This is a genomic window from Rhodococcus sp. TAF43 (assembly GCF_052113525.1).
In the GTDB taxonomy this organism is placed as follows: Bacteria; Actinomycetota; Actinomycetes; order Mycobacteriales; family Mycobacteriaceae; genus Prescottella.
Genome location: NZ_JBFRDL010000003.1, coordinates 219,666 through 234,899, shown reverse-complemented (window position 1 = coordinate 234,899; position 15,234 = coordinate 219,666). Strand labels below are relative to the sequence as shown.

Sequence of the window (15,234 nt, the reverse complement as noted above, 5' to 3'; positions counted from 1 at the left end):
TCAGTACGACTTCGGCAGGCCCAGCGAGTGCTGGGAGACGAAGTTGAGGATCATCTCGCGACTCACCGGCGCCACCCGCGCGATCCGCGCCGCGCCGAGCATCGCCGACAGTCCGTATTCCTTGGTGAGACCCGCGCCGCCGTGCGTCTGGATCGCCTGATCGAGGGCCCTGATGCTGGCCTCGGCCGCCGCGTACTTGGCCATGTTCGCGGCCTCCGCCGCACCGAAGTCGTCGCCGCTGTCGTAGAGGACGGCGGCCTTCTGCATCATCAGCTTGGCCAGTTCGAGTTCTATCTTGCACTGCGCCAGCGGATGCGCCAGCCCCTGGTGGGCGCCGATCGGCGTCTTCCAGACGGTCCGTTCCTTCGCGAACTTCACACCGGCTTCGAGGGCCCACCGACCCATACCGATCGCCATGGCCGCACCGAGGATGCGCTCGGGGTTGAGGCCCGCGAACAGCTGCATCAGCGCGGCGTCCTCCGATCCGACGAGCGCGTCGGCGGGCAGCCGGACGTCGTCGAGGAACAGCGTGAACTGGTGATCCGGCTCGATGATGTCCATGTCCATGCGCTGCGCGACGAAGTTCTCGGCGTCGGTGGGCACGATGAACAGCGCGGGCTTGAGCTTGCCCGTCTTGTGGTCCTCGGTGCGGGCCACGATCAGCACGGCGTCGGCCTGGTCGACGCCGGAGATGTAGACCTTGTTGCCGCGCAGAACCCAGTCCTCGCCGTCGCGCCGGGCGGTGGTGGTGATCTGGTGCGAGTTGGAACCGGCATCGGGTTCGGTGATGCCGAACGCCATGATCTTGGAGCCGTCCGCGAGCGCGGTCAGCCATTCCTGCTTCTGCGCATCGGTGCCGTACTTGCCGATGATGGTGCCGCAGATCGCGGGCGAGACCACGACCAGCAGCAGTCCGGCGCCCTGCGCCGCGAGTTCCTCCTGCACCAGGGCGAGTTCGTAGATGCCCGCTCCCCCGCCGCCGTACTCCTCGGGGAGGTTGACGCCGAGGAACCCGAGCTTGCCGGCCTCGTTCCACAGCTCCGTGAGCGGCTCGCCCTTGCGTGCCTTGGGAAGTACGTAGTCGACATAGTTGAAGCGCTGCGCGAGCTTGGAGACCGCCGCCCGCAGCTCCTTCTGCTCGTCCGTCTCGATGAAGCTGCTCATGCGGTTTCTCCTTCTGCGACTTCTGCTTCCACGATTGCCAGGACCGATCCGACGTCGACCTGCTGGCCGACGACGACGGGTAGTTCGGTGAGCACACCGGCGGCGGGCGCCTTGACGGTGTGCTCCATCTTCATGGCCTCGAGCCACAGGATCGGCTGTCCGGCCGCCACGTGATCACCCGCTGCCGCCCCCAGCCTGATCACCGCGCCCGGCATGGGTGCCAGCAGCGACCCCTCCGCGAGGACGGTCGACGGGTCGACGAATCTCTGTATCGCCGTGAGCGATACCGGTCCGAGCGCCGAGTCGACATACACCCGGTCGCCGTAGCGGGCGACGTCGAAACCGCGCCGCAGACCGGAGACGTCGAGCACGACGTGGTCCGGCCCGGAGGAAATCAGGGCGACGTCCTCGAAGTCCTCCGCGATCAGTCCCGACCGGGTCTGCAGGTAGCGGACGTCGTACTCGCCGTGTGCTCCCGTGTACTGCTTGCTCTGCGGCTGCGACGGCAGGTTCCGCCAGCCGCTGGGCAGACCGGCGTTCACCGGCGCCGCGACACGATTGCGAGCGGCGTCGGCGAGCGCGGCCGCGAGTGCGGACAGCTTCTCGGCCTGCTCGTCGGCGAGGGGACGCGCCAGCCGGTCGAGCCCGTGGGTGTCGAAGAACGCGGTGTCGGTGTCGCCCGCGAGGAACGCGGGGTGCCGCAGGACGTTCACCAGCAGGTCGCGGTTGGTCTGCAGTCCGTGCAGCCGGGTGCGGGCCAGTGCGGACGCCAGCACCTGCGCGGCCTGGGTGCGGGTGGGCGCGAACGAGATGACCTTCGCGAGCATCGGGTCGTAGAAGACGCTCACCACGGAGCCGTCCTCGACACCCGAGTCCAGGCGCACCCCGGCCCGGTCGAGGACCTCGAACTCCGCAGTGCTGCCGCGCAGTTCGATGCGCTCGACGGTGCCGCTCTGCGGTCGCCAGTTGTGGGCGGGATCCTCGGCATACAGCCGGACCTCGATCGAATGTCCGCGCAGGGCAGGCGGTTCGGCGGGCAGTGCGGCGCCCGCGGCCACCTCCAGCTGCAGCTCGACGAGGTCGAGCCCCGTGGTGCACTCGGTGACCGGGTGTTCCACCTGCAGGCGGGTGTTCATCTCCAGGAAGAAGAACTCGCCCTGTTCGTCGGCGAGGAACTCGACGGTGCCGGCACCCTCGTACCCGATCGCGTTCGCGGCGAGCCGGGCCGCCTCGAACAGCCTGGCGCGCATGGCGGGAAGGCGTTCGACGAGCGGCGACGGGGCCTCCTCCACCACCTTCTGGTGGCGGCGCTGGATGGAGCACTCTCGCTCCCCCACCGCCCACACCGTGCCGTGCCGGTCGGCCATCACCTGCACCTCGATGTGCCGTCCGGTCTCGAGGTAGCGCTCGCAGAACACCGTCGGATCGCCGAACGCCGACTGCGCCTCCCGCGCGGCCGCCTCGATCTCGCGGGGCAGCGCCGCCAGCTCGCGCACCACCCGCATGCCGCGGCCGCCGCCACCGGCGGACGCCTTGACGAGCACCGGCAGATCGGCCTCGGTGACCGCCGCCGGGTCCAGCTCGGCGAGGACGGGGACGCCGGCGTCGGCCATGATCCGCTTGGACTCGACCTTGGAGCCCATCAGCTCGATGGACTTGACCGGCGGGCCGATCCACGTGAGGCCGGCGGCCTCCACGGCCTGCGCGAAATCGGCGTTCTCCGACAGGAACCCGTAGCCGGGATGGATCGCGTCGGCGCCGGCGGCGCGGGCCGCAACGATGAGCGCGTCGCCGCGCAGGTAGGTCTCGGCGGGCGTCGAACCCGGCAGCCGGACCGCGGCGTCGGCCTCGGCGACGTGCGGGCTGGCGGCGTCCGGATCGGAGAACACCGCGACCGTGCCGACACCGGTGCGGCGGCACGTCGCGAAGACGCGTCGGGCGATCTCGCCGCGGTTGGCGACCAGGACGGACGTGACGGGGGACGTACTCACRGTGCTACTCACTCGGTTCCTCACATCCGGAAGACACCGAAGTTCGCGGTGCCCTCGATCGGGGCGGTGGCAATGGCCGACAGGCACATTCCCACCACCGTGCGGGTGTCACGGGGGTCGATGACGCCGTCGTCGTAGAGGCGTCCGGACAGGAACATCGGCAGCGACTCGGCTTCGATCTGGTTCTCGATCATCGCGCGCATCCCGGCGTCGGCCTCCGCGTCGAACGCCTGCCCGCGGGCCTCGGCGGCGGCCCTGCCGACGATGGAGATGACGCCCGCCAGCTGGGCGCCGCCCATCACCGCCGACTTGGAACTGGGCCATGCGAACAGGAACCGCGGGTCGAACGCGCGGCCGCACATGCCGTAGTGACCGGCGCCGTACGACGCCCCCAGCAGGATCGAGATGTGCGGGACCGTGGAGTTCGAGACGGCGTTGATCATCATCGAACCGTGCTTGATCATGCCACCCTCCTCGTACTCCTTGCCCACCATGTAGCCGGTGGTGTTGTGCAGGAACAGAAGTGGAGTGTTCGACCGGTTCGCGAGCTGAATGAACTGGGTGGCCTTCTGGGACTCCTCGCTGAAGAGCACGCCACGCGCGTTGGCGAGGATGCCGATCGGGTAGCCGTGGAGTTCGGCCCAGCCGGTGACGAGGGACGAGCCGTACATCGGCTTGAACTCGTCGAAGTCGGAACCGTCGACGATGCGGGCGATCACCTCGCGCGGATCGAACGGAATCTTCAGATCGGCCGGGACGATACCCAGCAGCTCCTCGGGATCCTCGAGCGGCTCGATCACCTCGGCGCGCGGCGCCGGACCCTGCTTGCGCCAGTTCAGCCGATTGACGATGCTGCGACCGATGCGAATCGCGTCGTGCTCGTCCACCGCGAAGTAGTCCGCGAGACCCGATGTGCGGGCGTGCATCTCGGCACCACCGAGCGCCTCGTCGTCGGACTCCTCGCCGGTGGCCATCTTCACCAGCGGCGGCCCGGCCAGGAACACCTTGGAGCGTTCCTTGATCATCACGACGTGGTCGGACATGCCGGGGATGTAGGCACCGCCGGCGGTGGAGTTACCGAACACCAGCGCGATCGTGGGAATACCGGCCGCCGACAGCTTGGTGAGGTCACGGAACATCCGTCCGCCCGGGATGAAGACCTCCTTCTGCGTCGGCAGGTCGGCGCCGCCGGACTCGACGAGCGAGATCACCGGGAGCCGGTTCTGCACCGCGATGTCGTTGGCGCGGAAACCCTTCTTGAGGGTCCACGGGTTGGACGTGCCACCACGGACCGTCGGATCGTTCGCGACGATGAGGCACTCGACGCCGCTGACGACACCGATGCCGACGATCGTCGACGCACCCACCGGGAACTCGGTGCCCCACGCCGCGAGCGGCGACAGCTCGAGGAACGCCGAATCCGGGTCCAGCAGCAGTTCGATCCGCTCGCGGGCGAGCAGTTTGCCCCGCTTGTGGTGCCGCTCCACGTACTTCTCGCCACCCCCGGCGAGCGCCTTCGCGTGCTCGGCCTCGATCTCGGCGAGCTTGGTCGTCATCGACTCGGCCGCAGCCGTGTACTCCGGCGAGTCGGTGTCCAGTGTCGACTTCAGGATCGTCATGCCTGGTACCCCAATCGCTTCGCCGCCAGGGAGGTCAGGATCTCCGTGGTCCCGCCCCCGATGCCCAGAATCCGCATGTCCCGGTACTGCCTCTCCACTTCGCTCTCCTGCATGTAGCCCATGCCGCCGAACAGCTGCACGGCCTGGTTGGCCACCCATTCGCCGGTCTCGACGGCGGTGTTCTTCGCGAAACACACCTCGGCGACGAAATCCTCGTCCGATGTGAGCGACCGCTCGACGAGCGTGCGCGTGTAGACGCGGGCGACGTCGATGCGGCGGGTCATCTCGGTGACCGTGTTCTGCACGGCCTGCCGCGAGATCAGCGGACGGCCGAACGTCTCGCGGTCGCGGCACCACTGCAGCGTGAGGTCGAGGCAGCGCTGCGCACTCGCGTACGCCTGCGCGGCCAGCGCGATCCGCTCGGTGAGGAACGCCTGCGCGATCTGCACGAACCCCGAGTTCTCCTCGCCCACCAGGTTTTCCACCGGAACGCGGGCATCCACGAACGACAGTTCGGCGGTGTCCGACGCGCGCCAGCCCATCTTGTCGAGCTTGCGGGCCACCTCGAATCCCGGTGTGCCCTTCTCGATCACGAGCAGCGACACCCCACTGGCACCCGGACCACCCGTGCGCACCGCGGTGACGACGAAGTCGGCACGCACCGCGGAGGTGATGAACGTCTTGGACCCGTTGACGATGTAGTGGTCGCCGTCGCGGACGGCCGTGGTGCGCAGGTGTCCGACGTCGGAGCCGCCGCCGGGCTCGGTGATCGCCAGCGAGCCGATCTTCTCGCCCGCGAGCGTCGGCCGCACCCAGCGATCGATCTGCGCGGGATCGCCCGCCGCGACAAGGTGCGGCAAGGCGATCCCGCACGTGAACAGCGAGGCGAACAGCCCGCCCGATGCCCCGGCCTGGTGCATCTCCTCGCAGATCACGACCGCGTCCACCAGGTCGCCGCCGTCGCCGCCGAACTCCTCGGGGAAGCCGGCGCCGAGCAGACCGAGGGCCGCGGCCTTCCGATGCAACTCGCGCGGGATCTCGCCGTCGCGCTCCCAGTGGTTCAGGTGCGGCAGGATCTCCTGCTCGACGAAGCCGCGGACCGTCTTGCGTAGCTGTTGCCGTTCGGGTGTGTCCCACACACTCATGCGTGCCCTTCCTGAAGTTCATCGGCGTAAGAGGGAACCAGGGCGATGGGGATCTCGATGTGCCGGGACCGCAGCCACTCGCCGAGCCCCTTGGCCTGCGGGTCGAAGCGGGCCTGCGACGCGACGCCGCGGCCGAGGATGCCCTCGATCACGAAGTTGACCGCCCGCAGGTGCGGCAGCACGTGCCGGGTCACGTTCAGGGCCTTCGTCTCCGGCAGCATCCGTTTGACCTCGTCGACGGTGAGGGCGTGCACCAGCCAGCGCCACTGGTCGTCGGTGCGGACCCACACGCCGACATTGGCGTTGCCGCCCTTGTCGCCGCTGCGGGCGGCTGCGATCGCGCCGAGGGGTGCACTCACCGTCTGGGTCTGCGGAAGCGGCTCCGGCAGAGCCGGTTCCGGGAGTTCCTCGAGCCCTCGGGTGACGCCGCTCGGGGGGATGTCGATGCGCGTACCGTCCGGCAGCACCGCGACGTGCGGCACCTCGCCCGCGTCGACGTAGCCCGGGGTGAACACCGCGTAGGGCTGCCCGTTCGACGGCGGCGCCGTGAGCGTGAAGCCGGGGTAGCTCGCGAGCGCCAGTTCGACCGCGACCGACGAGAAGGCCCGGCCGACGACGTTCGGGTCGGTGTCGCGAACCGTGCAGCGCAGCAGTGCGCTCGCGGCCTCCTCGGTGTCGGCGTCGGGGTGGTCCGTCCGCGCGAGCGTCCACTCGAGTTCCTGCGGCCGCACCGTCAGCCACGCATCCAGTTGCTGCCGAACAAGATTCGCCTTGGCATCGATGTCGAGTCCGGTGAGCACGAAGGTGGCCTCGTTCCGGAAACCGGCGAGCGCGTTGAGCGACACCTTGTACTGCGGGGGCGGCGCCTCGCCGGTGACACCGGAGATACGGACACGGTCCGGGCCGTCGTCGGAGAGCACGGCGGAATCCATGCGCGCCGTGACGTCCGGGTTCGCATAACGGCCGCCGGTGATCTCGTACAGCAACTGCGCCGTCACGGTCCCCCGGCTCACGGCTCCGCCGGTACCGGCGTGTTTGGTGATGACCGACGAACCGTCGTCGTGGATCTCCGTGATCGGGAAGCCGGGACGTCCCAGGTCGGCGATCTCGGTGAACCACGAGTAGTTGCCACCGGTTGCCTGCGTGCCGCACTCGATCACGTGACCGGCCACCACCGCACCCGCGAGGCGGTCGAAATCGTCCCGGGCCCAGCCGAAGTGCGCGGCGGCCGGCCCCACGATCACCGACGCGTCGGTGACGCGCCCGGTCACCACGACGTCCGCTCCCCCGTTCAGGCACTCGACGATCCCCCATGCCCCCAGGTACGCGTTGGCGGTCAGCGGCGTGGTCTCGCGGTCGAGCCCGAGTTCGGCGGCCCGCGCGATGAGGTCGTCGCCCTCGACGTGCGCGATGCGGGCGTTCAGCCCCAGCCGGTCGTTCACCTCGCGCAGCGCGTCGACGAGTCCGGCCGGGTTGAGTCCGCCGGCGTTGGCGACGATCTTCACGCCGCGGTCCAGTGCGAGCCCGAGGCAGTCCTCGGCCTGGCGGAGGAAGGTCTTCGCGTAGCCGCGCGTCGGGTCCTTCATCCGATCGCGGCCCAGGATGAGCATCGTCAACTCGGCGAGATAGTCACCGGTGAGATAGTCCAGGTCGCCGCCCTCGAGCATCTCCCGCATCGCCGAGATGCGGTCGCCGTAGAAGCCGGAGCAGTTCCCGATCCGGACCGGGGCCGTCACTGGGCCGTCTCCGCCGCCGCGGAGTCACTGGACTCACGTCCTGTGCCCGACGGCCCCGCGAACGCCTGCGCGATGCCGAGCCACTGTTCTGCGTCGTCACCGGTGGTCCGCAGCGCCGTGTCGCCGCGGTGCACGCGCTGCGTGACCAGCAGGCAGAAGTCCTCGGCGGAGCCGCTCACTCGCTGCGCGGCATCCGCGGGGCCCCACGCCCAGACGGCGCCGTCCGGTGCGGCCAGTTCCACGCGGAACTCCTCGGCCGGCGGGGTGAGCTGGTTGACGCCGTACGCGAAGTCGCGGGTGCGCACCCCCAGCCGTGCGATGTGCTGCAACCGGTCCGTCGCGACGGACACCGCGCCGAGTGCCTCGGCGACGTCGCGGCCGTGCGCCCATGTCTCCATCAGCCGAGCGGTCGCCATCGACGCCGCGCTCATCGGCGGCCCGTACCACGGCAGTTTGGTGCCGACCGGAACCTCCTGCAGCACCGCCGCGAGCTTGTCCCGGGTTTCGCGCCAGTCGGCCAGCAGCTCCTGCGGTGGGCGCCGCGCCTCGATCTCGGCGCCCTCGTCCACGAAGCCGTACGGGTTCTTCCACGCCTCCGCCAGTTGGGCGGTGAAGGCGTCCTCGTCGGTGGCCGCCGACAGCGCGGCGCGGTCGGTCCACGCGAGGTGGCCTATCTGGTGCGCGACGGTCCAGCCCTCGGCCGGAGTGGGCGTCGCCCACTCCGACTCGGGCAGATCCGCAACGAGCGCGTCGAGGGCGGCACCCTCCGCCCGCAGGTCGTCGACGATCTTGTTCAGGTCAGCCACATACCCTCCTCGAATCCTGAGACCAGCATCACACCGAAGAGATTAAAAATCAAGCACGCATGCTTGTTTATCGGGGATGCCGATCCGAATCAGAAGAGAACCCTCACCACTCAGGCACTCAAATGTGCCGCGCTGTCCCACGACCGTCGACGTCCGCCGTTGAGCGACCACCCGAGATCCGGGGTACGGGTGACCGGATGAAGCCGCTCGATCGCGAAGTTCGTGATCGGAAGACGCTCCACCAGTTGCTGCTCGGCGAGCATGCTCCCGGTCATCCCCTGCTCGAAAAGCGAATACGCCGTGTGATTGACCGAATGGACGGCGACCTGCAGCGCCGTCAGTGCCGTGGAGTGGGGCCCGAATTCGGCGAGCGTGTGACCGCCCCCGACCGTGGTTCCCACGACCGCGTAGTAGTGCCAGTTCGAAGTGTTGTCCGGGTTGTGCGCGACGCCAGGCTCTACAGCCATGATGCGCCCCTTCCCTACTCGAGGCTCCTGTCGTGACGATAGGACTGCACCCCGACAAGTCCGGGGCGACGCGCCGAGATGCCCCCGAGAAACGCGAAGAGCCCCCGAGCGATTCGCATCGCTCGGGGGCTCAACCCATGGCACGCCGGGTGCCGGAAGGCTCAGTGCATCATCACCGGCTGGACGTCCTCCGTCGTCGCCACGACCCGCTTGCGCGGCAGGAAGAACGCCGGGATCAGGGTGACGAGGACGAGCACGAACGCCACCATGAAGGTGCCACCGAACGACTCCGCGGACGCGTCGAGCATCTGCGCGATGCCTGCCGGATCGGTCGGCGGCGCAGCCTCCTTGTCCAGCCCGTGGGACGTCATCTGGCTGGTGAGAACCACCGACATCGTCGCGGTACCGATCGAGCCGGCAACCTGCTGCACGATGTTCATCAGCGTCGAGCCGCGGGCGATCATCTCGTGCTTGAGCGTCACCATCGCGGCGGTCATCAGCGGCATCATGGTGCAGCCCATGCCCATGCCCATCACGAACAGCGAACCGAGCAGGAGCGGGTACGGCGACGTCGCGGTCAACTGGGTGAACGTGAACATGCCCAGCGCGATCAGCGGAATACCCGTCAGAACGATCTTGCCCGGTCCGAGCTTGTCGACCAGTCGGCCGGCGATCGGCATCGTGACCATCGCACCGATGCCCTGCGGCGCGAGCAGCAGACCCGCCGCCATCGCAGACTCACCGCGCACCTGGATGAAGTAACTCGGGAACAGCAGCCCGGCACCCATGAACGCGATGATGAACACGGTCGTGGTGAGGACGGCCACCGTGAGCTGACGGTTCTTGAACAGGTGCAGATCGATCAGCGGATCCGTCTTGCGCAGCGCATGGAAGACGAAGCCGATGATGAGCGCGAGACCGATACCGACGGGGATCAGCACGTCGGGCGACAGGCCCTTGCCGTGTTCGGGAATCGACGAGACCCCGTACAGGAACAGCGCCAGACCCGGCGAGAGCAGGACCATGCCGACAAGGTCGAAGGGCTGCGACGGGCTCGGCTCGTCCTTGGGCAGCAGCTTGAAAGCGGCCACCAGCGCGATGATGCCGACGGGCAGGTTGATCAGGAAGATCCAGTGCCAGCTGGCGGCGTCGATCAGCCAGCCACCGAGGATCGGTCCGCCGATGGGACCGAGCAGCATCGGGATACCCAGCACCGCCATGACCCGGCCGACGCGCTCCGGGCCGGCAGCACGCGTCATGATCGTCATACCGAGCGGCATCAGCATGCCGCCGCCGAGGCCCTGCAGGACTCGGAACCCGATCAGCGACGTGATGTCCCACGCGAACGCACAGGCCACCGATCCGATGACGAACAGCACCAGGGCGCCGATGTACAGCCGCTTGGTGCCGAACCGATCGGCCGCCCAGCCGGTGACCGGGATGACGGTGGCGAGCGCAAGCGTGTACGCGGTCATGGTCCAGGCGACGACCGCGTAGCTGGTGTCGAACTCCTGGGCGAACGTCGGCAGCGCAACGCTGACCACGGTGACGTCGAGGATGGACATGATGGCGCCGAGCACCACCACGGAGGCGATCTTGAGGACCGCGCCGTCGATCTTGTCCGACTCGGGCGCCCCGGTTGGGGGCGCCGCCGGCGAGTTGGGCGTCGTCATGTGCAGAATTCCTGACTTCGGGCCCGCAGGGCGTCGCCTGCGAGTATGGGTTTAAGGGCCTCGAGCAACCGGCTGCGGTCCGGCTGATCCAGCCGTCCCGCGAACGCGCGCAGCTCGTCACGCTTGTCCTCGAGATGACGGRAGGCCAGGGTTCGCCCGGCCTCCGTCAGCGAGACCCGTTTGATCCGGCGATCCTCGGGGTCCTCGCGGCGCAGCACCAACTCCTGGCACACGAGCTGATCGATGTTGCGACCGGCAGCGGCCACCGACATCCGAAGACATTCGGCGACCTCGTTGATCGCGATCGGCTCCCCGTGCTGCGCCAGCACGAAGAGCGCGCGGACCTGTGAGAACGACAGGTCCATCGCGACAAGGGTGTCCATCGACTCGGACTCCCCCATGCCGAGAAGGCGCATGATGAACTCCTCGAGCACGTCGTAGACCTCATCTGGAGTCACATCTGCCACGAGCGTCGATAGTAGCGACCCCGCAACTATTGCAACAATGCAAGGAAGCCCGGCCGCCGCCCGAAATTGCGACCCATCCACGACACCACGAGCCCCCTACCTGCGGCAACAGATTTTCCGGGCAGGAGGGGGCTAGGTGATCAGGAACACAGTCATTCCTGGATCAGGACGGCCTTTCCGAGCACCCGACCGGCCTCGAGATCGGCGAGCGCCTCGGCCGCCGACGCCAGCGGATAGCGCGCTTTCACGATGGGCCGCAGACCCGCACGTACGTGCTTCACCAGCGCCGCATGCGTCTCGGCGAGCGCCGACGGCTCGGTCCGCAGGAACTCACCCCACGCGGCGCCCACGATGCTGATGTTCCGGAACAGCACTCGGTTGACCTTCACCGACGGAATTCCCCCACCGGCGAAGCCGATCACCACCAGCCGGCCCTCCGGCGCCAGCGCACGGACGGCATCGTCGAACGCGTCGCCACCGACCGGATCCACCAGGACGTCGGCGCCCCGCCCRCCGGTGAGGTCCCGCACCCGTGCCGCCCAGCCGTCGGTCAGCTGCACCACCTCGTCGGCACCGATCTCACGCAGGAACTCGTCCGCACCGTCGCGTCGCACCACCGCGATCACGCGCGCACCGTGCGCCTTCGCCAACTGGATCGCCGACGTCCCGACACCGCCGGCGGCGCCCAGGATCACGACGGCCTCACCCGGCTGCAGACGCGCACGTCGCCCGAGGGCGAATTCCATCGTCTGATAGTTGATGATCAGCGACGCCGCCTCCTCGAAGGTCAGCTCCTCCGGGACCGGCAGCACCAGATTCGGGTGGACGGCGACCTGCTCGGCGTAACCTCCCAGGCTCGGGATCGCCAGCACGCGCTGACCGGGCTCGAACCCGCTGTCCTCGGGCGCACTGATCACGACGCCCGCGACCTCGGTGCCCGGCACGAACGGCGGCTCCGCACGGAGCTGGTACTTGCCGTAGCTGATCAGCAGATCGGGGAAGCACACACCGCTGGCCTTGACGTCGATGAGGACCAGTCCGGTCGAATCCGGTTCGGGCACATCTCGAACCGCCATCGCCGACGGACCTGCCAGATCCGTGACCACCACTGCGCGCACTTCCCACCTCCGAGATCTCCGAGCATCGTCAACCGGGCGTGTACGCCCTCCCGACGAAGCTACCCGCGTCGGGGCGACGACGGTCAGTTACCGAACAGACCCCGCCGCTTGCGCCCGACCGCCACCATCTCCGCGGTGTCGGTCATCTTCACCCGAGGCCTCCCCGAGGCCAGGCCCCGGCGGCGTTCCGCCTCGTCGATGGCCTCCCACCCACGGCGCGAGATCCGCTCCGGCCGGCGGCGCGCCAGCAACTTGGACAGATCCTTCCGGCCCAATGCCGGTGCGGGCAGGCGCTTCGCCTCGAAGTCCTCGACGATGCGCGCGACCGTCTCCTTGGCGCACGTCTTGTTGGTGCCGATGACGCCGCTCGGACCACGCTTGATCCACCCGGTCACGTACACGCCGTCGAGCGTCTCGCCGGCTCCGACGACCACGCGGCCGCGATCGTTGGGGATCACCCCGCGGCGCTCGTCGAACGGCACTCCCGCGAGCGGCCGTCCGCGGTAGCCGATCGAACGTAGCACCAGCGCCGCCTCGATCCGTTCCGTCCGATCCGTCGGGCGGGCCGCGAGCGCACCGGATGCGTCCTCGACGAGCTCGTTGGCCACGACCGTCACGCCGTCCGCACGCTCGGTGCCGTGAATCTCGTTGGGAGAGAGCAGGTATCGGAAAACGATCCGCTTGTTGTCCGGATTCGCGGTCCGCTGCGCGAACTCCTGCGCCAGACGCACCTTCATCGCGACCGCGGGTTCCACCGCGCCCGCATCGATCAGCGCCTGCGACTTGTCGTCCAGTTCGACCTCGGTCGGATCGATCACGACGTCGACACCCGGCAGGTCACCGAGCGCCAGGAACTCCGGGGTGGTGTACGCGGCCTGCGCCGGTCCACGGCGACCGAGGAGCACGACCTCGCGAATGTTGCTCTTACGCAGCGCCGCCAGCGCGTGGTCGGCGATGTCCGTCCTGGCGAGATCGTCGGGGTCCATCGTGAGGATGCGTGCGACATCGAGTGCGACGTTGCCGTTCCCGACGATCACCGCCCGCTCCCCCGACAGATCGAACGCCCGGTCCGCGTAGTCCGGGTGCCCGTTGTACCAGGCCACGAATTCGGTGGCGGCGTGGCTGCCGGACAGGTCCTCGCCGGGAATCCCGAGTGCGCGATCGCTCGAGGCGCCGACCGCGTAGATCACCGCGTGGTGATGGGCCAACAGATCGGCGTGGGTGACATGGTTGCCGACCTCCACGTTGAGGTGGAACTGGAAAGCGTCGCGACCGAGCGACCAGTCGAACATCTCGGTGACGACCTTGGTCCCCGGATGGTCCGGTGCAACACCGGCGCGGACCAGGCCCCACGGCGTCGGCAGCTTCTCGAACATCTCCACCTCGACGTCGGAGCGCTTCAACAGCTCCTCGGCGGCGTAGCACGCGGCCGGACCGGCTCCGACGATCGCGACCCGCAGCGTGCCCAGGTCGCGTACCGGCGGGGTGGCCGGCGTGAGCGGGATCCATCCCGACGGCAGCGGGTGCCGCGTGTAGTAGTCGGCGTTGATCTCCCGGTAGCGGGACAGCGACTCGGTCAGCTGGTCCTCGGGGAAGATCGCGTTGACCGGGCAGGCGTCGACGCAGGCACCGCAGTCGATGCAGGCCTGCGGCTCGATGTAGAGCATCTCGGTGGTCGCGAACTCTGCTTCCTCGGGCGTCGGGTGGATGCAGTTCACGGGGCACGCCGAGACGCAGCTCGCGTCGTTGCAGCACGCCTGGGTGATGACGTAGGCCATGTTCGATTCCCGTTCTTCGTGCCACACCAGACGTGATGCACGCCCGCTGCCGTCGCCGATGTGACGGCCTTCATGTGACGTAGAGTTACAGCTACAGGACTGTACTAGGACCGATGATGCCGAACAAGCATCACCACGCGAATCGTGTGACGCCCCGCCGACGACCTGCCAGAATCGCTGGCGACACCCGCCGAATCGAGGGATCCAACGTGCCTTCCGAGCAGATCGTCCCCACCGCGCAGCCCGTCACCACAGCGCAGCCCGTCACCGCAGCGCACAGCCTCGCGCCCGCCCCTCCGCACGGACAGGGGTTCGCGACATCGCGGCCCATCCGGACCGGGGACGTCGACACCGCCTACCGACTCAGACTGGACGGGATCGCCCGCTACCTGCAGGACATCGGCACCGACAACCTCGCCGCCCACGGATTCGACCGGACCGACCCCCTGTGGATCGTGCGCCGAACCGTGATCGACGTGCGCCGGCCGGCGGTCTGGCCCGACCGGATCCACCTGCGGCGATGGTGCGCCGCACACTCCACCAGATGGTCGGCGATGCGCGTGCAGATGACCAACGACAAGGACGCACTGATCGAGACCGAGGGATTCTGGATCAACATCGGGACCGACACCGGCATGCCGGCCCGCATCAGCGAGCAGCTACTCGCCGACCTCGGCCGCACCACCGACGAACATCGGCTCAAGTGGAAGCCGTGGCTGTCCGCCACCCCGCCCGACACCGACGAGGACGACCGCACGTTCCACCTGCGGGCAACCGACATCGACCCGTTCAACCACGTCAACAACACCACCTACTGGCACGTGGTCGAGGAGTACCTCACCGACCGCCCCGATCTGCTCGAGCCCCCGTACCGTGCCGTCGTCGAGCACCTGAGCCCGATCCTCGCCCGCGACCACGTCCGTATCCGCACCCGCGACGACGGCACCACCTTGTCACTGTGGTTCCTCGTCGCGGACGAGGTGCGGGCCGTGGCCCGCGTGGAGAAGCTGTAGCTAGAACGCCTTCTTCGCAACCACCGCGAGGCCGGCCAGAACCAGCGTCACGAGCAGCGCGGTGCCGAATCCGGTGAGCCACCACAGCACGCCGAACACGACGATCGCGGGCGCCGCGACGATCAGCGCGATGGTGGGGCTCTCCCTGACGACCTCGAGAGCCGACTCGGCCTTCACTCGGTCGATCTTCTTGCCAGCCATGTCGTCCTCCGAAGGGTCTGATCGGTCCGATTGTGCGGCGCGATCTCTCCTCCCCA

At 68.5% G+C, this 15,234-nt stretch carries 13 protein-coding genes; 1 reads left to right on the top strand and 12 read right to left on the bottom strand.

All coding sequences use genetic code 11. From position 1 onward, the window contains the following. The 11 genes from AB4Z09_RS03705 to AB4Z09_RS03655 form a co-directional block, all read right to left on the bottom strand. Positions 1–1,164, bottom strand: coding sequence for an acyl-CoA dehydrogenase family protein (locus tag AB4Z09_RS03705; RefSeq protein ID WP_114718784.1), 1,164 nt, complete (start codon positions 1,162–1,164; stop codon positions 1–3). Further along, entirely contained in the window at positions 1,161–3,155 is a 1,995-nt protein-coding gene (locus AB4Z09_RS03700; RefSeq protein ID WP_442239180.1) for an ATP-binding protein, read from the bottom strand. The genes AB4Z09_RS03705 and AB4Z09_RS03700 overlap by 4 nt, the downstream gene beginning before the upstream one ends. Before the next feature lie 20 nt (positions 3,156–3,175). Beyond that, complete coding sequence (locus AB4Z09_RS03695) at positions 3,176–4,774, bottom strand: acyl-CoA carboxylase subunit beta (RefSeq protein WP_429515886.1); 1,599 nt, start codon at positions 4,772–4,774, stop codon at positions 3,176–3,178. Continuing rightward, positions 4,771–5,919 (bottom strand): acyl-CoA dehydrogenase family protein, encoded by a 1,149-nt coding sequence (locus AB4Z09_RS03690; RefSeq protein ID WP_442239179.1) that lies wholly within the window; start codon positions 5,917–5,919, stop codon positions 4,771–4,773. Before AB4Z09_RS03690 ends, AB4Z09_RS03695 begins: the two co-directional genes overlap by 4 nt. Further along, complete coding sequence (locus AB4Z09_RS03685) at positions 5,916–7,655, bottom strand: acyclic terpene utilization AtuA family protein (RefSeq protein WP_174912495.1); 1,740 nt, start codon at positions 7,653–7,655, stop codon at positions 5,916–5,918. Before AB4Z09_RS03685 ends, AB4Z09_RS03690 begins: the two co-directional genes overlap by 4 nt. Continuing rightward, complete coding sequence (locus AB4Z09_RS03680; RefSeq protein ID WP_174912498.1) at positions 7,652–8,461, bottom strand: TIGR03084 family metal-binding protein; 810 nt, start codon at positions 8,459–8,461, stop codon at positions 7,652–7,654. The genes AB4Z09_RS03685 and AB4Z09_RS03680 overlap by 4 nt, the downstream gene beginning before the upstream one ends. 110 nt (positions 8,462–8,571) lie before the next feature. Then, complete coding sequence (locus AB4Z09_RS03675) at positions 8,572–8,928, bottom strand: hypothetical protein (RefSeq protein ID WP_114718778.1); 357 nt, start codon at positions 8,926–8,928, stop codon at positions 8,572–8,574. Positions 8,929–9,089: 161 nt separating this feature from the next. Next, on the bottom strand, positions 9,090–10,601 hold the full coding sequence (locus AB4Z09_RS03670) for a DHA2 family efflux MFS transporter permease subunit (RefSeq protein ID WP_114718777.1): 1,512 nt from the start codon (positions 10,599–10,601) through the stop codon (positions 9,090–9,092). After that, complete coding sequence (locus AB4Z09_RS03665) at positions 10,598–11,068, bottom strand: MarR family winged helix-turn-helix transcriptional regulator (protein WP_442239178.1); 471 nt, start codon at positions 11,066–11,068, stop codon at positions 10,598–10,600. The genes AB4Z09_RS03670 and AB4Z09_RS03665 overlap by 4 nt, the downstream gene beginning before the upstream one ends. 152 nt (positions 11,069–11,220) lie before the next feature. Beyond that, on the bottom strand, positions 11,221–12,186 hold the full coding sequence (locus tag AB4Z09_RS03660; RefSeq protein WP_442239177.1) for an NADPH:quinone oxidoreductase family protein: 966 nt from the start codon (positions 12,184–12,186) through the stop codon (positions 11,221–11,223). Positions 12,187–12,269: 83 nt separating this feature from the next. Further along, on the bottom strand, positions 12,270–13,964 hold the full coding sequence (locus tag AB4Z09_RS03655; protein ID WP_442239176.1) for an FAD-dependent oxidoreductase: 1,695 nt from the start codon (positions 13,962–13,964) through the stop codon (positions 12,270–12,272). A gap of 224 nt (positions 13,965–14,188) precedes the next feature. On the opposite strand from AB4Z09_RS03655, the gene AB4Z09_RS03650 reads away from it, so the two are divergent. Continuing rightward, positions 14,189–14,977 (top strand): acyl-[acyl-carrier-protein] thioesterase, encoded by a 789-nt coding sequence (locus AB4Z09_RS03650; protein WP_442239214.1) that lies wholly within the window; start codon positions 14,189–14,191, stop codon positions 14,975–14,977. On the opposite strand, the gene AB4Z09_RS03645 is transcribed toward AB4Z09_RS03650, so the two are convergent. Continuing rightward, positions 14,978–15,178: a hypothetical protein gene (locus AB4Z09_RS03645; RefSeq protein WP_442239175.1), complete on the bottom strand. Its 201-nt coding sequence runs from the start codon at positions 15,176–15,178 to the stop codon at positions 14,978–14,980. Positions 15,179–15,234 lie beyond the last annotated feature (56 nt).

Bases quoted from the DNA above. Each gene is read 5' to 3' on its own strand.
- AB4Z09_RS03695 (WP_429515886.1), bottom strand. From the start codon at position 4,774: ATGACGATCCTGAAGTCGACACTGGACACCGACTCGCCGGAGTACACG.
- AB4Z09_RS03645 (WP_442239175.1), bottom strand. From the start codon at position 15,178: ATGGCTGGCAAGAAGATCGACCGAGTGAAGGCCGAGTCGGCTCTCGAG.
- AB4Z09_RS03675 (WP_114718778.1), bottom strand. From the start codon at position 8,928: ATGGCTGTAGAGCCTGGCGTCGCGCACAACCCGGACAACACTTCGAAC.
- AB4Z09_RS03670 (WP_114718777.1), bottom strand. From the start codon at position 10,601: ATGACGACGCCCAACTCGCCGGCGGCGCCCCCAACCGGGGCGCCCGAG.
- AB4Z09_RS03705 (WP_114718784.1), bottom strand. From the start codon at position 1,164: ATGAGCAGCTTCATCGAGACGGACGAGCAGAAGGAGCTGCGGGCGGCG.
- AB4Z09_RS03690 (WP_442239179.1), bottom strand. From the start codon at position 5,919: ATGAGTGTGTGGGACACACCCGAACGGCAACAGCTACGCAAGACGGTC.
- AB4Z09_RS03655 (WP_442239176.1), bottom strand. From the start codon at position 13,964: ATGGCCTACGTCATCACCCAGGCGTGCTGCAACGACGCGAGCTGCGTC.